18 protein-coding genes are annotated in these 23,013 nt (G+C 33.9%); 17 read left to right on the forward strand and 1 reads right to left on the reverse strand.

Features of this window, described 5'->3' with window-relative positions; translation table 11 throughout:
• Positions 1-9 precede the first annotated feature (9 nt).
• The 17 genes from FC093_RS06170 (at position 10) to wecB (ending at position 19,738) form a co-directional block, all read left to right on the forward strand.
• Positions 10-897 carry an alpha-1,2-fucosyltransferase gene (locus FC093_RS06170; RefSeq protein ID WP_137260873.1) on the forward strand — a complete coding sequence of 296 codons (888 nt, stop codon included), beginning with the start codon at positions 10-12 and terminating at the stop codon, positions 895-897.
• A gap of 132 nt (positions 898-1,029) precedes the next feature.
• Positions 1,030-1,800, forward strand: coding sequence for an FkbM family methyltransferase (locus FC093_RS06175; protein ID WP_137260874.1), 771 nt, complete (start codon positions 1,030-1,032; stop codon positions 1,798-1,800).
• 60 nt (positions 1,801-1,860) lie between these two features.
• Entirely contained in the window at positions 1,861-3,105 is a 1,245-nt protein-coding gene (locus FC093_RS06180; RefSeq protein ID WP_137260875.1) for a glycosyltransferase, read from the forward strand.
• A complete protein-coding gene (locus FC093_RS06185) occupies positions 3,105-4,388 on the forward strand; it encodes a hypothetical protein (protein WP_137260876.1) in 1,284 nt (427 codons plus the stop codon). The genes FC093_RS06180 and FC093_RS06185 overlap by 1 nt, the downstream gene beginning before the upstream one ends.
• 17 nt (positions 4,389-4,405) lie before the next feature.
• Positions 4,406-5,422 (forward strand): acyltransferase family protein, encoded by a 1,017-nt coding sequence (locus tag FC093_RS24565; protein ID WP_137260877.1) that lies wholly within the window; start codon positions 4,406-4,408, stop codon positions 5,420-5,422.
• Between the two features lie 47 nt (positions 5,423-5,469).
• Positions 5,470-6,792, forward strand: a complete 1,323-nt coding sequence (locus FC093_RS06195; protein WP_137260878.1) for a glycosyltransferase — start codon at positions 5,470-5,472, stop codon at positions 6,790-6,792.
• A gap of 11 nt (positions 6,793-6,803) precedes the next feature.
• Positions 6,804-7,715 carry a glycosyltransferase gene (locus FC093_RS06200; RefSeq protein ID WP_137260879.1) on the forward strand — a complete coding sequence of 304 codons (912 nt, stop codon included), beginning with the start codon at positions 6,804-6,806 and terminating at the stop codon, positions 7,713-7,715.
• Between the two features lie 106 nt (positions 7,716-7,821).
• Positions 7,822-8,574, forward strand: coding sequence for a ChbG/HpnK family deacetylase (locus tag FC093_RS06205; RefSeq protein WP_137260880.1), 753 nt, complete (start codon positions 7,822-7,824; stop codon positions 8,572-8,574).
• 91 nt (positions 8,575-8,665) lie between these two features.
• Positions 8,666-10,144: a hypothetical protein gene (locus tag FC093_RS06210; protein WP_137260881.1), complete on the forward strand. Its 1,479-nt coding sequence runs from the start codon at positions 8,666-8,668 to the stop codon at positions 10,142-10,144.
• Between the two features lie 132 nt (positions 10,145-10,276).
• On the forward strand, positions 10,277-11,398 hold the full coding sequence (locus tag FC093_RS06215; RefSeq protein WP_137260882.1) for a glycosyltransferase: 1,122 nt from the start codon (positions 10,277-10,279) through the stop codon (positions 11,396-11,398).
• Between the two features lie 203 nt (positions 11,399-11,601).
• Entirely contained in the window at positions 11,602-12,738 is a 1,137-nt protein-coding gene (locus FC093_RS06220; protein WP_137260883.1) for a prenyltransferase/squalene oxidase repeat-containing protein, read from the forward strand.
• Positions 12,728-13,567: a class I SAM-dependent methyltransferase gene (locus FC093_RS06225; protein ID WP_137260884.1), complete on the forward strand. Its 840-nt coding sequence runs from the start codon at positions 12,728-12,730 to the stop codon at positions 13,565-13,567. The genes FC093_RS06220 and FC093_RS06225 overlap by 11 nt, the downstream gene beginning before the upstream one ends.
• Before the next feature lie 3 nt (positions 13,568-13,570).
• Positions 13,571-15,439, forward strand: coding sequence for an asparagine synthase (glutamine-hydrolyzing) (gene asnB, locus FC093_RS06230; protein WP_137260885.1), 1,869 nt, complete (start codon positions 13,571-13,573; stop codon positions 15,437-15,439).
• 251 nt (positions 15,440-15,690) lie between these two features.
• A complete protein-coding gene (locus tag FC093_RS06235; RefSeq protein WP_137260886.1) occupies positions 15,691-16,719 on the forward strand; it encodes a DUF354 domain-containing protein in 1,029 nt (342 codons plus the stop codon).
• Positions 16,716-17,726, forward strand: coding sequence for a Gfo/Idh/MocA family protein (locus FC093_RS06240; protein ID WP_137260887.1), 1,011 nt, complete (start codon positions 16,716-16,718; stop codon positions 17,724-17,726). The genes FC093_RS06235 and FC093_RS06240 overlap by 4 nt, the downstream gene beginning before the upstream one ends.
• A 6-nt stretch (positions 17,727-17,732) precedes the next feature.
• Positions 17,733-18,614 (forward strand): aldo-keto reductase family protein, encoded by an 882-nt coding sequence (locus tag FC093_RS06245; protein ID WP_137260888.1) that lies wholly within the window; start codon positions 17,733-17,735, stop codon positions 18,612-18,614.
• The gene (gene wecB / locus FC093_RS06250; RefSeq protein WP_137260889.1) at positions 18,611-19,738 is read left to right on the forward strand and encodes a non-hydrolyzing UDP-N-acetylglucosamine 2-epimerase; all 1,128 of its coding nucleotides are present in this window, start codon (positions 18,611-18,613) and stop codon (positions 19,736-19,738) included. The genes FC093_RS06245 and wecB overlap by 4 nt, the downstream gene beginning before the upstream one ends.
• Positions 19,739-19,879: 141 nt before the next feature.
• On the opposite strand, the gene FC093_RS06255 is transcribed toward wecB, so the two are convergent.
• The gene (locus FC093_RS06255) at positions 19,880-22,930 is read right to left on the reverse strand and encodes a right-handed parallel beta-helix repeat-containing protein (RefSeq protein WP_137260890.1); all 3,051 of its coding nucleotides are present in this window, start codon (positions 22,928-22,930) and stop codon (positions 19,880-19,882) included.
• Between the last annotated feature and the right edge of the window lie 83 nt (positions 22,931-23,013).

Genomic DNA, 23,013 nt, shown 5'->3' on the forward strand with positions numbered 1-23,013 from the left:
ATATATTTAGTGAACAGAGTTTTAATTTATGGCGGTCTTGGAAATCAAATGTTCCAATATGCGCTTTATAAAGCCCTTAATGAAAGAGGAAAAAAAACGCGTATATCATTTTTAAATTTCCTATATAATTATCATCATAATGGCTTCGATCTTGGTAGGGCATTTCAACTTGAATTACCTTTTCCGTTAAACATCCTTAGATATGTTCTTCTAAATGCAGATTTCTTATACAGGAATAAATTAGCAGCATGGACATTTAGTAGGATTATACCCTTATATCAGAAATATAGATACACAACTTATATTGAGAAAAGGGAATTTGAATATGACGATAGTGTGTTTATGCAAGAGTCCAGTTTGTTCATTGGAATATGGCAAGTAGAATCTTACTTTAGAAATATTAAAAGCACACTTCAAAAAGAGTTTGCTTTTAGGGAACCAACAGATGAAATAAGCAAAACTTATATCAAAGCAATAAAACATAGCAATTCAATCAGCATCCATATCAGAAGAGGAGATTTTTTAGCTGCTAAATGGAATAGTACTCATGCTGTAATTAAGGATAAAACTTACTATGAAAATGCTTTAGCATACATTGAAAAGAATGTTGATAATCCTCATTATTTCATTTTTTCAGATGACCTTAATTGGGTAAAAGAGAATTTGCAATTATGCAATTGCACCTATATTGATAAGTACCGCGGCAATCTTAGCTATATTGATATGTATCTGATGAGTCTGTGCAAGCACAATATAATTGCTAACAGTACATTTAGCTGGTGGGCTGCATGGCTGAATAATAACGAAGAGAAAATTGTGATAATGCCTGATCGATGGTTAAACGGTGGTTGCGCTTTAGGTATCTTTCCATCAAAATGGATTAAACTGAAGGTCTAGCTTTATCTTATTTGTTTATTCAATTTCTTCTAAAGTATTTTTAAATTATTGTACTACAAAACTAACTTTTGCTATTCTGAAAATAGGCTTGTTAATAAATAAGGAAATTCAAATAAAGTTCAACCTACTGCCATGATAAAAGAATACATTTCTAAAGTAATAGGCAATAAAAATACAAAAGCCATTATTACTCTAAAAAACAGACTATTTCCACGTAATGAGCCACAATATAAAATCCAATTTTATTCTCAGTTTTTTTCAAAAAACAACCTTGTGTTTGATGTGGGGGCAAATATGGGTAACCGAGTAAAACTTTTTTTACAAATTGGTGCAAAAGTAGTTGCAGTTGAACCGCAAAAATCTTGCATAAGGCAATTACAAGATGAATTCGGTAAAAGAATAATCATAGTTAAGAAAGGTTGTGGGGCTAAAGAAGAAGTAAAGGATTTTTATATAAGCGAAACGGATGTGTTATCCTCTTTTTCTGAAGATTTTATAAAAAAAACAAAAGATGGGAGGTTTTCTTGTCATAAATGGGAACAAAAAGACAGCATTGAACTAACTACACTTGATATTTTAATTAGCCAATATGGTATGCCAGAATTTATCAAGATTGATGTGGAAGGGTATGAACCAGAAGTATTAAAAGGACTTACTAAAAAAGTACCTTATATTTCGTTTGAATATATAGTACCAGAACTAAAGGAAAATCTTATTAAATGCATTGAGTTGATTAACGATATGAATCCAAATGCTTTTTATAACTATTCAATGGGCGAGTCATTTGTTCTGTCGGGCGAGTGGGTTAATAAAGAAAACTTCCTTCAAATAATTAGTGCCACAGATTTTGATTCCAAGACAGACTTTGGTGATGTTTATGTAAGGAATTTAGAAAACTTTTAAATAACAAAAAGAATAGTACAAGAAGAAGTTTCAAACATGCCGTATAATGAATGAAGTAATATGATCAAAGTTGTCCATATCCAATATTCAACCAACTCGGCTGGTAGTGCTGCATTCAGGCTTCATAAAGAATTGCTGAAAGCAGGTATTGATTCAAGCATTGTATCATTAATAGCAGATATACCGGGCTATCATAAAATAAAGTACTTGGGTAGATTACCCAAGCTGACTGCGAGGGTAAACAATAAGTTGCAATCTTATTTAATAAAAAATATTAAAGCACAATATGGTTTTTTCACTTATCCTATTGCAGGCACAAATGTTGCAAAACTTACAGAAGTAAGAGATGCTGACATTATTTATGTACATTGGGCGTTAAATGGTTTTCTCAACTTTCGTAGTTTACATCAATTAGCAAGGCTACAAAAACCTATTGTGTTTTTTATGCATGATATGTGGACAATCACCGGAGGTTGTCACTATAGTTTTTCATGTGAAAAATATAAAACAGCTTGTCAACAATGTCAAATGTTTGAAGGCGTTAAAATGATTGACTTATCAGCCAAACAGTTTAAAAGAAAATCAAGCCTTTATTCTAGCTACGATAATTTGTTTTTTATTTCTCCTAGCAAGTGGCTCTATAGCTGTTCCAAGGAAGCTATGCTTATAAAAAACAAGCCTCTTTTTCATATACCTAATATTCTTGACAATACGCTTTTTAAACCTATAAACAAGCAAGAAGCAAAAAAAGTATTTAACATAGGTAGTAATGAAGCGGTGGTAGCATTTGGTGCAGTATCCGTAAATAATCCGTATAAAGGCTGGGCATATTTGCAAAAGGCATTAGCTGTATTAAAGTTAAACAACGATATCAAAAAAGATATTTCAGTATTAATTTTTGGGAGTGGTTATAACCAGCAAATTGCTGATGCTATTCCCTTTAAAACATATTTTTTAGGTTTTCTGAAAGATGAATATTCACTTGCATTAGCATACAATGCTGCAGATGTATTTGTTGCCCCTTCGCTTGCTGATAATTTACCTACTACTATACTCGAAAGCTTAAGTTGCGGAACTGCTGTTGTTGGTTTTGATGTGGGTGGAATACCCGATATGATCCGACATAAAAAAAACGGGTATTTAGCAAAATATAAAGACGCAGTAGATATTGCGAAGGGTATAACATACTGCATTAATGAGAATACGAAAGGCGATATATCGCCTGAATTTAAGACAGCATTAGTAATTAAGAAACATTTAGAGTTATTTGACTACATACGTTCATCCGATCCTAAAAAGATATAATGGAACAAACGCTTGAAGTATTAAGTAGAAAGCAATTGTTTTTGAACAATAGAGAATGGAAAACAATTCAGCTCTTTTGGCTTGGGTTTATTCTTTATTCAATTTGCTTCTGCTATTTATCAAGTTTAGGAGCTAATCTCATTTATGCCTATTTGCAGACTATTGGATTAGTTCTTCTTTTTTCCACTTCCTTTTATCTAGTCACTTTCAAAAGTGATAATAGATACCTAAATAACATTTTTATTTTATACGCACTTTGGTCAATTTACATATTCTTACATGGGTTCTCTTTTGATAAGGATTTTTTGATAGGGATGCTCTATAACGCCTGGCTTGGTATACTGCTATATTTTGTACCATTAGTAATCTTTTTCCCAATTAATATAAAGTTTATAAAGAGGATGTGTGATGTAATCATAGTAATGGGAGTTATTTGCTTAATCTATTATAGCATTTATCTTAAATTATTGCTCGTGTCTGATCCAACTAATCTTATTAGTCAAGGGTTTATAGAACATTTTTCAAAAACACTTAGTATCCCTTGTGCATTTATTATTCTTACCTATCGTTACCATCCTAAAAAAAGAAATTTAATTGCCTTTTTTGTAATGATAGTAACGCTTTTGTTTGGCGCAATAAGAGCCCGAAGGGGATTGATATTTATGACAGGAGCACCTTTATTCATTTCTTACATATTATTTCTACTTAATAATAAAAGGAATTTTGTTATCATACTCCTATCAATAGTATTGTCATCTATTGCATTGTACTTTACTATTCATTTTTACAATGAGAACAAGAGTGGTATGTTCAGTTTAATTACGAGCAGATTAGACGAAGACACAAGAACGGGTGGCGAAGAATACTTTTATTTGGATATGAAAACACAGGATTGGATAATTGGTAAAGGCATAAACGGAAAATACTACGGGCCCAATATAGATAACGATATTTATACAGACTATAGGAGTGTTATTGAAACCGATTATTTACAAATTATTTTAAAGGGAGGAATCATAAGACTTTGTATATTACTGTTAATTGCAATTCCAGCTATGATACTTGGAATCTTTTCTTCTAAGAACACACTCTCAAAAGCATTAGGGTTATGGATCTTATTATGGATTTTAAATTTATACCCTTCTACAGTAACTGCTTTTACCTTAAATTATCTACTCGTTTGGATTGCTGTTGGAATTTGCTATAATAGAAAATTTAGGGAAATACCAGAAAACCAAATCAGATACCTTTTCAAGAAAGCATATAAAATTTCTTATAAATAGTAATAATTGTATGTATAATGTTAGATAATCCGGCTATTTCGAGACATACGCATTCTATTAGAGTCAGAAGAAATGAACGCTTAGCAGTTATTGACAAAGCAACCGGCATAGCTATACTATTAGTAGTCTATGGGCATTTTATTTTTCCTGAAACATTAAGCATAGGCTGGTACTCTATATCCATGGAATTTATATATAAATTTCATATGGCACTTTTCATGTGTTTGTCTGGCTTTGTTGTTTTTTTATCAACATCAAAAAAGAGCTTTAAAACCCACGCAGATTACCTTCAGTTTCAAAGAAGAAAAATTATTAAGTTTTTACCGCCTTATTTATTTTTTTCATTTCTCTCTATTATGGTGGATATCTTCTACCACCATCAAACAATAGCTGAAGTAAGCAATTCTATATTTTTCGTTTTTTTTAGTCCTAATGACGGCTCTGCCCATTTTGTTTGGTATCTTTATGTGTTAACCATATTTTATTTTATTACCCCATTTTTATTGAAATTAAACAAAAGCCAGCTATATCTACTTCTGACTCTAGCATTTGTTTTAACTACTTTGACACCATCACATCTATTTAGTACTGATTTAGCTTGCAAGTTTTTTTTCTTTTTTTTAGCAGGAGGGTTGATTTATAAAGATTCAGAAAAGTTCTTCTACTTTATAAAAAGGAATGGAATATTAATCATCGTATCGACCGCTATTTTAATAATAATTGATCTGTCAAACAACTTGATTATACCATATCAATTATTAAGTATAGCTACAATACTTTCTGTTTTTTACATTTCTTCTTTGAAATGGCCCAGGCTAATAACAAAAGCTTTTATTACTATTGGTATCAGTTCTTTTGCTATTTACTTGTTTAACACCACTATCCTTAATTTATATCTAATACTTTTTAAATTGCTGAGATTAAAAATTGACGGCTTATTTATATTATCGTGTACGATTTTAGCTGTTATAGTCTCGATACTCATACGCTCTACTTTTAATAAAATTGTGCCCACTAAAGTCTATACACTTTAAAGCCTTGCTGTTTTACTCCGCTATATAAAAAATTTCTATATTAATTTATGCCCTTACCCAAAGTTTTGATCATTAGCCAGCCCTTTAATAACGACACAGGTGGTGGAATCACATTATCCAACTTATTTGCTGGTTGGGACCAGGATAAAGTTGCGGTTGTTTGCACAGGTCATTTATTGGAGTATAACATTGACACAAGTATTTGCAATACCTATTATCAATTAGGCTATAAAGAACAAAAATGGATATTTCCATTCAATCTGATAAGGCGTAAATACCCGTCAGGAATTTTAAAGCTAGATGATAGAAAAATACAGAACCTGACCATTAATAAATCCAGGTTAAGGGTGAGCATAATTATGAAATTTTGGCTTCCGTTCTTAAAATGGACAGGACTATCTCACTTCGTTAAAACAACTTCTTTATCAGTAAATTTTTGCAAATGGCTCGATGCATTTAAACCGGATATCATTTATGCCCAGGCAGAAGAACTAGACCGTGTTTCGTTTTGCCTCCTGCTACAGAATTATTTAAAAAAACCCATGATTTTTCATATGATGGATGATTGGCCATCTATCATCAGCGATAAGGGTTTCTTTAAAAACTACTGGCAAAGAAAAATTGATAAGCAATTTAGAAAACTTCTTAACCAGTCTAGCATACTGATGAGCATTTGCAATGAAATGAGCAATGAATATAAGAGCCGTTATAGTGCAGATTTTATCCCTTTTCACAATCCGGTGGATATTAGTTTTTGGAAACAATATCAAAAAAAGGACTATAACCTTTCAGATCCGCCATCCATTCTTTATGCTGGCAGAGTAGGACTTGGCATCGATACATCCTTGGAGTTAATTGCAAAAGCAGTAGAACAGGTAAATAAGGAATTGAATACATCGTTGAGATTTGTTTTGCAAACACAAGCGGGGGAAAAGCCTGCATGGATAAGTGATTATACTTCTTTGCAGCATCAATCTTTCGTTTCTTATAACGAGTTACCCAAGGTATTTTCAGAGGCTGATATACTTGTATTACCTTATGACTTTTCTGAGGAATCCATTAAGTATATTAAGTATTCTATGCCTACAAAAGCTTCAGAGTACATGGTATGTGGAACACCTATAATTGTATTCGCTCCGGGAGAAACTGCTATTTCAAGATATGCGCAAGAGTGTGGTTGGGCTAAAGTAATAAGAGACAATAATTGTGAGAAAATTGCTGAAGCAATCAAGCATTTAATTCAGGATAAGAGCGAGAGAATGCGGATTGCTAAAAACGCAATACATGTTGCCGAAAGAAACCATAATGCTTTGGAAATTAGAAACGAGTTTAAAAAAACTATTTGTTCACTTTTCAATGATGGAAAATAAAATAATCTTAAATGCATTACATATCAATTTGTATTCCAACGTATAAAAGACCAATTATACTAACTAAATTGTTGCTTAGTATAGCAAAATGCAATATTGATAAGGGTTTAATAAATAAGGTGGATATCATTGTTATTGATAATGATTTTGAAAAAACGGCTAATGAGGTTGTATGTACATTAAGAGATAAATTCTGTAATTTGTACACATTGAATTATCACAATTACCCTGTTAAAGGTCTTGCAAATGTTAGAAACAAATTAATAGAGGAGTCACTAAAGCTCGATCCTGACTTTTTGGTATTTATAGATGATGACGAATATGTGACAACAAATTGGCTGAACGAATTAGTAATTACAATTGTAAGTAACAAAGCCGATGCAGCAAGAGGACCTGTTATTGCAGATATTACACAACCTGTTTCCAAAAATATGTCTTGGCTTTTTAAAAGAGAGCAATACGCTAATAATACTCAACTCACAATGTGGACGACAGGCAACTTAATCATCCGGTGTGCTTCTTTACGGAAATTCAATGTTTGGTTTGATAAGCGCTTTAATAACACGGGTTCAGAGGATTCTTATTTTGGCATGCAAATGACAAAAAAAGGGGCTACACTGTTTTGGGCTGCGCAGGCTATCACCTATGAAGTAATTCCTGAAAAAAGAACAAAAGTTGAATGGTTTATTCGAAGGACATATAGAGGAGGAAATATGTTTATGTACATGTTGAAATTAGAAAAGAAATATTTGCAGGTCTTAAAAAAGACATTGACTAGTTTTTTCTACATTATTTTAGGCCTTACTGCTGCCCCATTAATGATAATGCCTGTTAAAATCAAATATTATGGAATTTTAAAGTTATCAGAGGGAATCGGAGGATTGGCTGGATTATTTAACTTAAGATATAAAGAATACAAATAACTTATTGTGGATAACTGGCATATTCCTGATTCTTGAAATTGATATATGTCTTATTTAAAAGAAGCAAATTCCCCTTCTCTATATCTTCCATACTTCATTAGATTATATGCAAAATTCTAAATTGATAATTAACGCAGATGATTTTGGATGTAATAGTATTATAAATGCTGCTATAGTAAGTTGCTTTTGCAAAGGCATTATAAACAGTACAACAATAATGGTAAACATGGATGGTTTTGAAGAAGCCGTGAAATTGGCTTACCATAACGGGTTTGCAAACAATATTGGACTTCATGTTAATTTAACAGAAGGACACCCTCTTACAGATTTAGCAGGAACAGGTCTAACAAACCAAAATGGGCAATTTATAATGCAAGCTGCATCAAACCCTCGTAACCTGCTTTCTCCCTTTACAAAAAGTAAGATTAAGTCCGAAATCAGAGAACAATATAATAAACTAATCGCAACAGGAATAATTCCAACACATATTGACTCTCATCAACACGTGCATACACTACCGGTACTAGCGCCAATATTCATTGCATTTGCAAAAGAAAAAAATCAAAAGTTACGAATTGCTGCTATTAGAAGAAGAAAGAACTTTTTCGGAACTGCATATAATACGCTGTTGAATAGATACATTAAGGGAATGGGAGTACACTTTACTGACAGATTCAATAATGTTAATTACTTTATGAAGTATCTACAGAAGAAGACAAACTTTATTCCTGCTTTTGAAGTAATGGTTCATCCTTCCTATAACAAGGACATGCTTATTGATTTTCTTGAAAATACAAACCTGGAAGAAAATCTACGCTGCATGCTAGAGCTTTATAAGGAGAAATATACAAGCAAGTAGAGGATTTGTAGAGCACTCAAAATTACATAAAACACATACAGTCTGCCCATATATCAACACAGTAATTACATTAAGGTAAAAGAAAATTAAAATGGAAAATATCTTTCTCTATAGAAGGCAGTTTATCCTGAGCTCTCAGCCAGAATTTTGTTTTGATGGTTGGAAGAATACCAAACTAGACAGCACCTTTTATTTGTCTGCCCATCCAGATTTAGAGGTTACACAAAGCTCTTTTAATGAAACTCAATTAACGTTGCTCGGGTTTTTTGTGGACCCATTTGCTCCTATGAAATCAAATCAGGAGATTCTGAATGATATAGTTAAGGAGTCATCGAGTTTCAATGACGTAGTAAATAAAACGGAATCTTTAGGTGGAAGGTGGATCATTATATATTATGATCAGCTTTCGTTAAGAATTTTCCATGATGTTTGCGGGCAAAGACAGGTATATTTTTATCAGAATAAAGATATTATCGTATGCGGTTCAGATCCAGCCATTATCCGTCATTTTATTGAATTAGAAAAGGATGAGTCTTTCGCAATGCAAGAATATATTATCAAGTCGGCCCTTATTAAAGATGCCGAAAATGCCTGGATTGGTTCGGGTACGATATTTTGTGATGTCTTGCATTTGATGCCTAATCATTATTTGGATTTGAAAGGAATAAAGGCAATACGGTATTGGCCGCATAAGCCGTTGGAAAAAATAGACCTGGATAGAGGGACAGATTTGGCTGCTGAAATATTAGTTGGCTCTTTAAATGCAATAAACAATAGGAGCAAACTTGCTTTAGCAGTTACCTCTGGCTGGGATAGTAGATTACTTTTGGCTGCAAGCAAAAGCATTTCGAAAGATGTTACTTATTTTGTAAGTGTAAGTAATAATCAAAGTACCCAAATTCCGGATGCTCTTATACCCTCAAAACTTTTCAAGCAGCTAAACATACCTTTCTATGTACAGATATGTGATACTGAAATAGAACCAACATTTGAAAAGATACTCAAAACAAATGTGACACTGGCAAGACCTAATTTAGCAAAGGTTAGACATATATATAAATACCATTTAGATTTTAATGGTATGATTAACATAAATGGAAATATTACTGAAATTACGAGAACGTCCATTCGTCCACCATTTCCTGTAAAGGTTAATGGTACTACTTTCACAAAAATGAAATATATGAAGTATTATAAGGGTATTAGCTATGTTGTTTCTCAATTTGATGAGTGGATTCATGAAATTAGTAGCTTCTGCAGTGCTTATAATCTTAATATTTACGATATGCTCTATTGGGAGCAGAGAATGGGCAATTGGGGTGCACATTACCCAGCTGAATTAGATATTGCAATGGACCAGTTTAGCCCTTTTAACAACAGACTACTGCTCACAATAATGTTATCAGTTGATGAAAAATATCGTAGGTACCCAAATTTTGTACTACATCATAAAATAATACAGAAGCTTTGGCCTGAAACACTTCAACAGCCTGTAGGTAAGGAAGATTATAAAATAAGAACAAGACATTTACTTAAACATGCAATGATGGTTTTATCAGGAGTTTATTAAATGTTATGTTATTGCTTGTGTAGGTTCGCTTAAGTACTATAAGATACAAATTTATTTCGCTTCATTTTAAGCCTGAAGACATCCCTCACATACTATACTCTAAAACCCATTTCTCCTTAATTTCTAGATAATATGAAAAAGGTGTTATTTGTTTATAAATATCTACCTCAATATCGGATAGATTTTTTTCAGAATTTGAAAGAAGAGCTCCTAAACGACGATATTCAATTAGAATTGATTTATGGTAAATCTAAAAACGGTAATGAATTGAGAGGTGATGAAGTGGACTTGCCATGGGCTACTTATGTTCCCAACAGGTCCTTTAAAATAGGAAATTCGGAATTAGTTTGGCAACCCTGCTTTAGAAAGGTTAAAGGTGCAACTATGATAATTGTACAGCCTGAAATTAAACTACTTCTAAATTATTATTTAATGATTAGCAGGCATTTTCAAAAATATAAATTGGGCTTTTGGGGTCATGGAAGGAATATGCAGGGAGCCCCTAACAGCTTGCGAAACAAGTTTAATAATGTATTATTAAACAAATGTGATTGGTGGTTTGCATATACAACAGGCGTTAAAGGGTATCTTTTAAGTCATAATTACACTGAGCGAAACATTACAGTAGTACAAAATGCCATTGATACGTTTAGCCTTTCTTATCATTATAATAAACTAACTGATTCAGAAGTAAATGCCCTTAAAGACCAACTCGGAATTAAAGGCGATAAAACCGGAATCTATTGTGGTGCAATGTATCGCGAGAAAAGGATTGACTTCATATTGGAGGCATGTTATAAAATCAAAGGTGAAATTCCAGAATTCAATATGATATTCATTGGAGCCGGTGTTGAAGCCGATAAGGTGAAAAGAGCTTCGGAAGCCAATAAATGGATACATTATATAGGACCAAAATTTGGCTTAGACCGCGTTGTCTATTTTAAGGTTTCCACAATTCAGTTAATGCCTAGTGCCGTAGGATTGGGCATTTTAGATTCCTTTGCCCTTGAAACTCCGATTATTACAACTGATTCTCCCTTTCATGGGCCTGAAATTGACTATTTAGAAAATAATAAGAATGGAGTCATTACTAAAAACTCTTTGGAGAGTTATGTAGAAAGAATTCTAAATATTTTTAAAACAGATCAGTATAAAGATTTAACACAAGGCTGTAAATCTTCTGTTAGTTTATATACGGTGGAAGTAATGGTGAAAAATTTTAAAGATGGAATACTGTCCTGTTTAAATAATTGAAAATATACTATTTCCATGCAAGCTCGCTATAGATTCACATCACGTAATTCTGACTAAAAGTAATGTAAATAATATGGTAAGTGTTTTTTCAAACGTAATAGATCGCTTATATAAGTAGAAAAAGTAAAAGAAGGTTTAAAATGAAGTCTAGCTCTATATTACAGACACAAATAAAAAGTGAACAAATAATCAAACAGTTCTGTTTGAATACTGATTTGTCAACATATGATCCATATGATTTCTGGAAAACGAGGTTGGGTGCTACTATCAAACATAGATTTTATGATGGTAGTCTAGTAATAAAAGGTATTGCAGGCATAGCTTCTTGTGCGGATATCTTTCTGAATAATAGCCTTCGGATAGGATACAATAAACAAGAATATGCTATTGTTCGGGCGCTTGCAGCCATGATACTTGATAGATTATATCAAATTAGTGGCAAAGAAATATTCTTGGAATATGCAGACCTACATATTAATTGGTTATTAAAGAATAATTTAAGGGGAGCGCATGGCATTGGGTGGGGATTGAATTTTACACATCCTGTTACCAAAGCAGTAGTATATCCTAAAGCTACTCCATTTACTACAATTACTCCTTATGTACTGGAGGCATTAATTATGCATGAAAAGGTTACTAACCAAAGAGGTATTTATCAAGACGTCTGTAAGTCTATATACGATTTTTTTGATAAGGACATTCATGTACTAGCGCAAAATGAGGAATTTGAAGCAACGTCTTACGGCCCATATAAAGATCGAAAAGTAGTAAATTCAGTCTCTTACACTATGTACGCCCTAATATTACTAGATGAGTATTTTGATTACTCTTTGAATACTCTAAAGAGAGTAACAAGGTTATTTAATTATATAAAAAATCAACAGCAGCCTGATGGTTCGTGGTTTTATTCTGAGGAGGGAGAGCCATTCATTGATTGTTTTCACTCTTGTATAGTTCTAAAAAATTTAATTAAATCAGAAAACTATAATCTCGACTTACCAGGTATAGAAAGTGTGATACATAAAGGCTATTCTTATCTCAAACTAAATCTGTGGGATGAAAAAAAGGGTATGTATAAGCGATTTTCTGTTCAAAATAAACCAGGTTTAATCAAATTTGATTTGTATGATAACTCGGAAATGCTTCAGTGTGCTGTACGGGTGGGTGACATTGAAGAAGCTCAAAAAATAGCATCTTCAATTAATAAGAATTTTATTTACAAGGATAAAATATATTCCAGCATAGATGTTTTTAACAATAAGAGAAATCCCCAAATGCTCAGGTGGGCTGTTTTACCATATTTATATAGTTTAAATCTATTAGAAACTTATGAATTATAAAATTGACTCTCATTTTCTTGCAGAGATTACAAGGCATCATAGATTGCAAGGTTACACCTATGCAATTAAATCTTTAAGTTATGAAAGGTGTGCTGAATTGCCATATATTCTACAACAATTGCAGCATAGGTTCAAAGAAAAATTAAATTTCTTAGACATTGGCAGTGGAGAATCACCATTACCAACATATCTTTTAGTTCACACCAATTGGAATATCTATTGTGTTGACAAGTTTAACTGGGTCCAAAAGCAGAAAGATTTTGCCCGCAAATTTATGCCTGATATTGAAATTGAAAAACGGCTTCATATAGTAGAAAAGGATTTTCTGATTGAAAAGTTTCAAGAGCGTTTTTATGATATAATTACTAATATTTCCGTAATCGAGCATTTCGAAGGCGTAACAGATAGTACTGCCATGAAATTGTCTGCACAACTTCTAAAGCCGGGCGGTATTTATATACTTACTACTTTGATTAATGAAGGTTTCTATAAAGAATTTTATGTGAAAGGAAATGTTTACGGTGAGCAATCAAGAACGAATCAGAAAGTGTTCTGGCAAAGGCATTATGATGTAAACAGTGTGCAGGAACGATTGATAAAACCATCAGGCCTTAAGGAAGTTAATAGGATCTATTTTGGGGATTACAATTATCGCTTTTATGAAAAGCTTTTAAAATTGCCCAAGTTACTAAAACCGGTAAAAGTATTATATAGCTGGGCGACCCCGTTTTTCGCTAAGAAATATCTTCATTATAGCGATTCTCCTATCTCTTATAGTGATATGAAGATGGATACTTCCAGTGGAATAATTTTAACCTTTAGTAAGTAAAATATGTGTGGAATTCTGGGTGCTGTTAATGCCACAATTAACGCTACTGTTTTAGATCAAATCAAACATCGCGGACCCGATGCTTCAGGCGCAAAATCTTTTGAAATAAATCAAAATTCAGTACATCTTTTGCATCGTAGGTTATCCATTGTGGATGTAAGTGAAGCGGGCAGCCAGCCTATGTTTGCTGATGATAGGAAAGCTTGTATTACATTCAACGGTGAGATATATAACCATTTAGATTTAAAAGAAAAACTACCTAATATTACGTTTAATGGACATTCGGATACAGAAACAATTGTAAACTATTTTAGAACGTTTGGCATATACAACACCCTAAAAGATTTAAACGGCATTTTTGCATTTGCTTATCTTGATGTAGAAAACGAATTCCTTTATCTCGCAAGAGACCGTTTTGGTGTAAAGCCTTTATATTATTACTTTCACAACAATCAGCTTTTATTTTCTTCCGAAATCAGACCGCTTAGAGCCTTCTTAAATCCAGCAATTGATAAAGGCTCATTAATGAGTAGCTTGCGAATGAGGTACACACCATCTCCATCCACCATATATACAAATATTTATAAGGTTGAGCCAGGGCAGTTACTTGTATTCAATCTTAAAGGAAATCTTTCCTTAATCAAAAGCTATTTTGTTGCTACACCAAAGTCATTAGGCACTAAAAAAGGCGATTATCGAAATCTGGTAAAGGAATATGGCAACTTGTTTGAGAAAGCGGTAGAAAGGCAATTAATGGCGGATGTAGAAGTAGGTATATTATTGAGCGGCGGAGTGGATTCTGCATTAGTAGCTGCTATTGCAAAACAAAGGTCAAAAACAGGCATAAAAGCTTTTACTGTAGGTTTTGAGGGTGAGCATGATAATATAGACGAAATTGAATATGCAAAACAAACGGCAGCAATAATAGGCTTAGAGCACTATACTAAAAAAATCAACTCTCTACGTTTCTTAGATTCTGTAGAAGCAATTGCTAAAATAGTAGAAGAGCCCATTGGCACCACTTCCATCATTCCAATGTATTTTCTTTCCGAGCTGGCAGCATCCAAAGTAAAAGTAGTTTTAAGCGGGCAGGGAGCTGACGAACCCTTGGGCGGTTATAATAAGTATAAGGGTTTGCCATTGCTGGAAAAGTCGCGCTTGTTTTTACCATTACTGCCATTGACCAAAAGTGTTCGGTTTATTTATAACAGAAATGAAAGATTCAGGAGGCTAATCTCTTCTATGCAATACGCTGATGATGTTAGTTCATTGGTAGAGTTCAATGCTATTTCTTCTGTTAGTGAAGTAACTAATTTGATGACCGCTGCAAGCCGTAAAGTTTACAGAAACGCTTTATTAAGACAGCAAAATGCTTTCAAACAAATATGGAAAGAAAGAACACCGGAACAAGCAAGCACCAGCAACTTGTTTCTATATTACGATTTACGCACTTCACTTGCTGATGATTTATTGATGTACACCGATAAGATATCTATGCACTTTAGTCTTGAATGCAGAGTGCCTATTTTGGATAACGACTTAATTGATTTTATTGAATCATTAAAGAGCGGGTACAAATTCAATTCGAAAAGAGGGAAAATAATTCATAAGGATTTTGCAAAAGAATACTTGCCAACAACTATTACCGAGCGAAAAAAATTAAACTTTAAATCTCCAACGGAAGCCTGGTTCAGACAACAAAAAAACGATATTGAAAAAGTATTCACAAGTGATAAAGCGTTTAGTACCTTGTTTGATATGAATGCTGTAATGAAACTCTTATCCAACCATCAGAATGGCAGAAATCTGGAAAAACAAATCTTCCTTTTGTTAAGTATTTACTATATACTGAAACAAAATACTGAGTTGTAAGTTGATGTACACTGATGAAAACGTTTTATATGCTACCTTAATCACTTAATTATGCTAGTCATACATATCAATGCCTGCGCCGCCCGTTAATTCCCACACCTATCAGGCTTAAGATTTTGATAAAATAATTATTAATCAGGAAAATTTATTAAAAGTTATATAAGGCAATCGTCTTATTTATTGCAGTGCCATTCTCTGTCAATCTTCTCGTCACATCCATAAACCTAACATTTAGCAAATAATCATTTCAAATGAGAATCTGGATAGATTTTATCAATTCTCCGCAAGTAAGTTTTTTTGAACCTTTAATAAATGAACTTACTAAAAGCGGGCACGAGATTGTATTGACCTGCAGAGATTCTGCCAACACAGTTGACTTAATCAAACAAAGAAATTGGGAGCATACTATTATAGGAACAGAGGTTAAAAAAACGACTGTTAAAAAGTTGCTCGCCTTCCCTTTAAGAATATATGCGCTGTTATCTTTTTTAAAAAATAAAAGAATTGATGTAGCTATTTGTCAGAGCAGTTTTTATTTACCACTAACTGCCAGGTTGTTGGGAATCCCTTCTATTTATACCAATGATAACGAACATGCCCTGGGCAATATCCCTGCTTTTTTATTTGCTACAAAAATATTTATTCCGGAAAATCTCTCTCTGTCAAAAGTGGTAAAAATGGGCGCAAAGCGAAGTAAAGTTTGTAAATATCCTGGAATAAAGGAAGGCGTTTATTTATGGCCGAAAGGAGTAGATATACAAAGCAAAAGAGCTACGAAGGATTTCAGTAAGCATGCAATTTATGTACGTCCCGAGCCATCCACTGCGCAATATTATTCGGGAAAACATAATTTCTTAGATCAGTTGTTGCTTGAATTGAAAGAACATCACCCAATAACCATTTTAACACGGGAGAAAGCGCAGTTAGCACATTATACACAATCCGCTTTTTCAGGTATAGAAGTTCCGGTAAAGCCCTTACCCTTTGAAGAGGTAGCTACCAACTGCGCTTTATTTATTGGAGCAGGCGGATCAATGACCAGAGAAATGGCATTAATAGGTGTTCCTACTGTTTCCGTTTATCAGGGCGAACTACTGGAAGTAGATAGGTTTCTTATTGCTGAAAAACTAATGATACACAAAAGTGAGTTGCAATACAAAGAAGTAGAAGCAATGATAGCTGCTAAAGCTTCCCAGGATGTAAATATGAGCCTCATTAATAAAGGAAAAGAAGCATATCAACTATTTAAACAAGCAATACTAAAATACAACAAACAATGATAAAAGTTGCATTGATTGGTGCTGGTAAAATGGGCATATCCCATTTATCAATTTTAGGCGCACATCATGATGTAGAAGTAGTGGGAGTTGCTGATACTTCAAAAATGGTGTTGGACGTGTTTAAAAAGTATTCCTCTTTTCAAGTCTATACAGACTATGAGGAAATGATTGAAAAAGCAAAGCCCGAAGCAGTATTTGTAGCGGTACCTACAAAGTATCATGCACCCATTGTAAAAAATCTGCTGCTAAAAGGAAAACATGTTTTTGCTGAAAAGCCATTGTGTTTAAGTACGGAGGAGGGAAAGGACCTGGTAGAACTGGCTGCAAGAAAAGGTTTAATAAACCAGGTAGGGTACCACAATGAATTCATTGGCACCTTCCGCGAAGTAAAAAGGATTATTGATGGAGGCTACCTGGGAGATATTTTCCATTTTACAGGAGAAGCTTATGGCCCTGTAGTAGTACGTCCAAAGCAGAATAACTGGCGCTCCGACCCGGCCGAAGGTGGGGGTTGCCTATTGGATTATGCGTCTCATGTTGTTGATTTGATCAACTATATTTTAGGGCCCGTTACAAGAGTAAAAGGCACTATTTTAAAATCCTTCTACTCCAAGAATGTCGAGGATTCAGTATTTACGCTATTAGAGCTTTCTTCAAAAGTTTCAGGAGTACTGTCAGTAAACTGGAGCGACGATACCTATAGAAAAATGTCAACATCAATAACCATTATTGGCAGCCAGGGAAAAATAATCTGTGATGCCAGCGAACTGAAGGTTCATTTTAAAACATCCGATTGCCCGGATAACTATACAAAGGGCTGGAATGTGAAGTACATAACAGACCTGACGCAGTCTGTAGATTTTTATTTAAGAGGCGAGGAGTACTCCGATCAGGTAGATTATTTTATAAAAGCTATACAAAAAAAAGTGCCTAATACTATCAACAATTTTGAAAGCGCCTGGAAAACGGATCAGGCAATCTCCCTTATTAAAAACAATATAAATTAATTAACCATGGAAAGGATACTTTATGGTGATAACCAGTTTTTTGCTGTTAATCACGTATCTGAAGAAAAATCAAGAGCGCAATCTATAAAGTTCAAAAGCGATGATGCGATTATAAAGGCGTTGAACCATGCAATAGCTGCGGGCGTTAATACCTTTATGTGTACCACGCACGACCGTATAGCCAATATATGCGATATTATAAGGAAGAGGCCGGAAAAGTATGAGGATTTTAAAATATATCCTTGTATGCCTTATGCTCATAAATATGCCAATGCAGTTACAGAATTAGGAATAGCAGGTACGCTAAGAGAGTATGTGCCGGGAAACATTCTGGGTTCTTTATTTAAAGGCGGAATGGCTTATCTGTCTAAAGATTATTTATCCATAATGGAACTGATGATAGATGCAGAAATGAAAATGTTTAAAGGCATACAAACACCGGTTATTTTTTTACAGAATGTAATAACCGATCTTTTATTGGGTTTGGGAATGGGCAACGTTCTTAAAGCTTTTCAGGAGTATGTGGAAAGGAAGTATAATGCAGAGGCCGGCTTTATAACTATGAATATGCCTAAATTATTAAATGCGCTTGAACAAGTGGGCATTAAAAATCCGATTATCTGTACCTCTATTAATAAAGTGGGCTTCCGGATGTCTGGCAGTAAGGAAGCATATCAACATGTATTAGAAACAAAAAAGGTAAGGATAATTGCTATGCAGGTATTAGCAGCGGGCGCTATTCCACCTCAGGAAGCTATAGAATATGTATGCGGTCTTCCAAACATCGAGTCTATACTGTTTGGAGCATCTTCAAAAGATAATATAAATGAAACAGTTGCCCTGATACATGAATACGATCAGAAATATCAATTAATGGAAGCTATATGAAAATAACTATTGTAGCTGGTGCACGTCCAAATTTTATGAAAGTAGCACCTATTATAAAAGCAATCAAGCAGGCGCAGGAAAAAGGCAAAGACATTGAATACCGTCTGGTACATACAGGTCAGCACTACGACAAAAAAATGAGTGCCGACTTTTTTGAGCAATTATGCATACCAGAGCCTGATGTTAATTTGGGAGCGGGCGGAGGAAGTCAGGGGGAGCAAACTGCAGCAATTATGATAAAGTTTGAAAAGGAACTGCAGGAAAATAAGCCGGATGTTGTATTGGTGGTGGGAGATGTTACTTCTACACTGGCTTGTACCATAACTGCTAAAAAATTATGTATTGATGTAGTACACGTAGAAGCGGGAATTCGTTCAGGCGATAGAACGATGCCGGAAGAAATAAACCGGATAGTTACCGATGCCATTTGTGACCATTTTTTTACTACCAGTGAAATAGCAAATCAACACCTCCGTGAATCTGGCATACAGCGCAACAAAATTCATTTTGTTGGTAATACGATGATTGACACATTATTTCAGAACCTTACCCGTATAAAACAGCCGGATATTTGGGCGCAATATCAACTAAGCAAAGGGCACTATTTTCTTATTACGCTGCACAGGCCTGCTAATGTGGACGATGCAGGTAATCTCGAAAATTTGCTGGATGTTATATTGGAAAATACAAATGATTTACCCGTCATTTTTCCTGTACATCCACGCACAAAAAAAATATTAGATGTAATTCAGTACTCCAATCCAAAATTGATTCAGGTAGATCCGATGGGGTATCTTGAATTTATATATCTGGTAAAAAATGCAAAAGCAGTGATTACCGACTCCGGGGGGATTACCGAAGAAACAACGGTTTTAAACATTCCCTGCCTTACGCTTAGAAATTCTACTGAACGGCCGGAAACAGTTACTATTGGAACTAATGAACTGGTTGGGACTGATCCGCTTAACCTGATACCTTATCTGAATCAACTTCAGCACGGCAAATGGAAAGATTCCGGTATTCCGCCGTTATGGAATGGAAAAACGGCTAACAGAATTGTAGCAAAGTTGTTTGAATTGTATGTTATAAAAGATTCAAAGAATAAGATAGCTAGCGAGAATTGAATGTGCGAAATCCTGTTTTTCCAACACCATCTTTTATAACCAATAAACCAGGATGTAATTTCTCTTCTATATCTTCTATACTATCTTTTAAAGATTTAGAAATTGATAATGGTCGTTTAAATTCTCTTAAATAAATTTCAGTTATTGCTTTATAAACTTTTGATTGCAGATGGTATTTCCATCAACGAGCGTTATAATATAAGTGCCTTTTGCTAAGTTGGAAATATCGATGGGAATACTTTTATATGAAGAAGTAATAGGAATGACTTTGATTACACTCCCTTTAATATCATGAAGAGTCAATACAGCATTTCTATAATCTTGAAAAAAATTGCTATATACCCATATCTTATTAGAAGCAGGATTAGGCGTTACACTTAACTTAACATTTTCAGAAGAAGGTAGTACTATAGTCTTGCTATAAGTGTTTTTTTCATCTTTACTCACTACTCTTATTTGATAGTAGCTTTTGCCATCGGAAAAGGTGTTATCATTAAATGTATAAATAGAAGAAGTTAATGCTATACTATTAGCAGCTACCTGCCCAATTTTTTTAAATTGCACCCCATCAGAAGATTTAAGAATGTCAAAAGAGCTTGTATTAAAGGCATTACTTGTCTCCCATTGCAAACTAACAGTAGTACCCTTTTTTTTACCTTCAAAGTTCAAAGATTGTATAGGTGATGTTTTAAGAGGAGTATTCTTTAGTAGGATAATTGACGAGTAAGGCTTAAGTATTAATTTACCTGAGTATGTTGTACTGTCTATTCCTAAGTAAGTCTCACTCAAAATAATACTTTTATCCTTAGTAGTAGCATTATATTCAAAACGGATAGAATCTTTTGGGTTGGTTATTGTCACACTAGCTTCATTCAATTCAATATTATCTAACCAGAAAGTACCATAGGAATCATTTACCTGAAAAATAATGCTGGCATTATTTTCTGTTGCAGATGAAGAAAATAGAACTGTGTAATCCGATCTTTTTGTGGTTATTGAATCATATTTTATAGCTGATAAATTAGCATAAGGAGAATTGCTCTGCCTTAGAAAAGCAGAAATTTCCCCTTTTGGCTTTATGCCTGTCACACTATATTTTAATATGTAATCCTTACCTGAACTTATTTTTCCTACTGGCACAACAACACCCGTACTTCCGTTAGTTTGTTTTGTATAGCTTACTTTTAAAGCACCGCCATTAATTTTTCCTGAACCATCCCAGGAGGCAATACAACTACCTGACGAATTCCAGGAAGAAGAGCCATTTATATTGTTAGTAAAAGAACCATTATTAACCATGTTTAAGCCTATAAGTTTCTTTAGAAAATAGGGGACTATAGCTTTAGGAGATTTTTTTGAATGGATATCTTTTTGATATGATGATTGCCACTTTGAAAGGTTATGCATTTCAACAGGCAATAATGAGCTTTGGCTGGTAGAAATAGTATAGTTATCGTCTAATGGCCGGGCGTAATAATTACTATCTGCAATTCCAAAAAGATTAATGTCATTTGCAATAGTTGATAATTTTAAGAGATTAGAACTCGCATCAGAAGAAAAGAAGACGTTATGTTGAAGTGCTACATTTCTTGTAGGGGATGTTGGCAAAATGTTGTCGTGGCTAATATTAACTTGAGTGCCATTATTAAATGTAGTATTATTTAGAACCTGTATTTCATGTGAATTATGAAGATATATTCCACTATGTGAACAGTTAGCAATAGTGTTCGCAAAGACTTTTAAATTTGAGCTGTTATCATCTAAATAAATGCCTTCGGAAGGTAAATAATTTTGATTGTTTGTTCCCTCACCAGCACCAATACCATTTAAGATAATATTGCCTTCTATTTGCATGCCATGATGGGGTGTTGCATTTTTAGAGCCATTCCATGTATAAATGCCACCGCCATCATCTTTTGTCAATGTAAATCCCTTTATTAAATTATTTTTAATCTTTATTGAATCTCCGGTGAATTTTAAAGCATTATATCCCGAGCTGTCAATTTCATTATTTTCAATAATACTATTAGCGCCTTCAATATCAATACCTTCATATGAGTTCCCCCCATTTTCGCCCATACCTGCAATAAGACCAGTATTTTTTATAGTATTATATTTTATCAATGCATTGGGAAAATCACCGCTTAAAGTGATAGCATTGTTATTTGTGTGATTTATAATGGAATGTGTCAGGCTGAAAAATGGAGAACTTTGAGACCAGGCACCATAAATCGCATTCTTTCCGGAGAAATCTATAGAACAATTTTGTAAAGCAATATGACCGGCAGCAATTAGTTCAAATGCAGAAACATTTGCTCCTTGAAAAGAAAGTCCGTCAAAAGTGATATAATTACAATATCTGAGATATACTAATGTATCAATACTGCTTGTTTTCACAATATAAAGAGCAGGGTTATAAGAGCCAAAATAAACAAGTACATTTTTATTCTTTGGTTCAAAATACCATTCTCCTAAAGTATCCAGCGTTTTAGGATCATTTTGAATAAAATAACCATATCCATCAATAGCTGAATATGCGGACGCAGAGGTATAGGAGATGGTATTACCTGAATGATTTTTAATTTTGTTGCGATCTATAATCCACCTGTCTTTTCTTATAACAACTTCTGCACCGGCCCAATTGGGAGAGTTCTTTAATTCATTATCGGTTATAGACGTATTAGAAACATGAGATTCAAAAGTTAAATAGCTTCTATTAGGATATCTGCCAATCATTTGCGGTTTGTCGTTAATTGTTAGCATATTATCAGTCACACCGCATTCGGGGCAGTTACTTTTGTAAATGCCGTTTCCTAAATCAGTCCATGAAGATAATGTAGTAAAGCCGCTGATAACTGGTTTTCCACCTCTTCCATATGCACTTATAACAATTGGCAAAGAGGCTGCACCTGATGTTGAAACAGTTATAGAACCGTAAAATGTATCTCCTCTCTTCAATAGCACAGAATCACCCGGCTTTAGATTATTAAAAAAAGAGTTTAATTTTTTGAGTGACTGCCACGGAGTAGCAGGATTTTGCGCTTGAATAGCTGTACGTGAATCATTACCCTTAGAAGAGGAAAAATAATAATTGGTTGCCCTGGCTTCACCTATAAAAAATAGGCCGAAGAAAAGGAATAATAACTTCCAGGGAATTGTTCTAAAATACAAAATCAATCCTGCATTACTCATGTGAATGATATTGGATAAATGAATACTAATAAGTTTAAACTCGCTTTTTTGGTGCCTGCGTACATCTAAGCTGCATCTTAATA

The organism is Ilyomonas limi (assembly GCF_005233845.1).
In the GTDB taxonomy this organism is placed as follows: domain Bacteria; phylum Bacteroidota; class Bacteroidia; order Chitinophagales; family Chitinophagaceae; genus Ilyomonas; species Ilyomonas limi.

Bases quoted from the DNA above. Each gene is read 5' to 3' on its own strand.
- FC093_RS06175 (WP_137260874.1), top strand. From the start codon at position 1,030: ATGATAAAAGAATACATTTCTAAAGTAATAGGCAATAAAAATACAAAA.
- FC093_RS06180 (WP_137260875.1), top strand. From the start codon at position 1,861: ATGATCAAAGTTGTCCATATCCAATATTCAACCAACTCGGCTGGTAGT.
- FC093_RS06185 (WP_137260876.1), top strand. From the start codon at position 3,105: ATGGAACAAACGCTTGAAGTATTAAGTAGAAAGCAATTGTTTTTGAAC.
- FC093_RS24565 (WP_137260877.1), top strand. From the start codon at position 4,406: ATGTTAGATAATCCGGCTATTTCGAGACATACGCATTCTATTAGAGTC.
- FC093_RS06195 (WP_137260878.1), top strand. From the start codon at position 5,470: ATGCCCTTACCCAAAGTTTTGATCATTAGCCAGCCCTTTAATAACGAC.
- FC093_RS06200 (WP_137260879.1), top strand. From the start codon at position 6,804: ATGCATTACATATCAATTTGTATTCCAACGTATAAAAGACCAATTATA.
- FC093_RS06205 (WP_137260880.1), top strand. From the start codon at position 7,822: ATGCAAAATTCTAAATTGATAATTAACGCAGATGATTTTGGATGTAAT.
- FC093_RS06210 (WP_137260881.1), top strand. From the start codon at position 8,666: ATGGAAAATATCTTTCTCTATAGAAGGCAGTTTATCCTGAGCTCTCAG.
- FC093_RS06215 (WP_137260882.1), top strand. From the start codon at position 10,277: ATGAAAAAGGTGTTATTTGTTTATAAATATCTACCTCAATATCGGATA.
- FC093_RS06225 (WP_137260884.1), top strand. From the start codon at position 12,728: ATGAATTATAAAATTGACTCTCATTTTCTTGCAGAGATTACAAGGCAT.
- asnB (WP_137260885.1), top strand. From the start codon at position 13,571: ATGTGTGGAATTCTGGGTGCTGTTAATGCCACAATTAACGCTACTGTT.
- FC093_RS06235 (WP_137260886.1), top strand. From the start codon at position 15,691: ATGAGAATCTGGATAGATTTTATCAATTCTCCGCAAGTAAGTTTTTTT.
- FC093_RS06240 (WP_137260887.1), top strand. From the start codon at position 16,716: ATGATAAAAGTTGCATTGATTGGTGCTGGTAAAATGGGCATATCCCAT.
- FC093_RS06245 (WP_137260888.1), top strand. From the start codon at position 17,733: ATGGAAAGGATACTTTATGGTGATAACCAGTTTTTTGCTGTTAATCAC.
- wecB (WP_137260889.1), top strand. From the start codon at position 18,611: ATGAAAATAACTATTGTAGCTGGTGCACGTCCAAATTTTATGAAAGTA.
- FC093_RS06255 (WP_137260890.1), bottom strand. From the start codon at position 22,930: ATGAGTAATGCAGGATTGATTTTGTATTTTAGAACAATTCCCTGGAAG.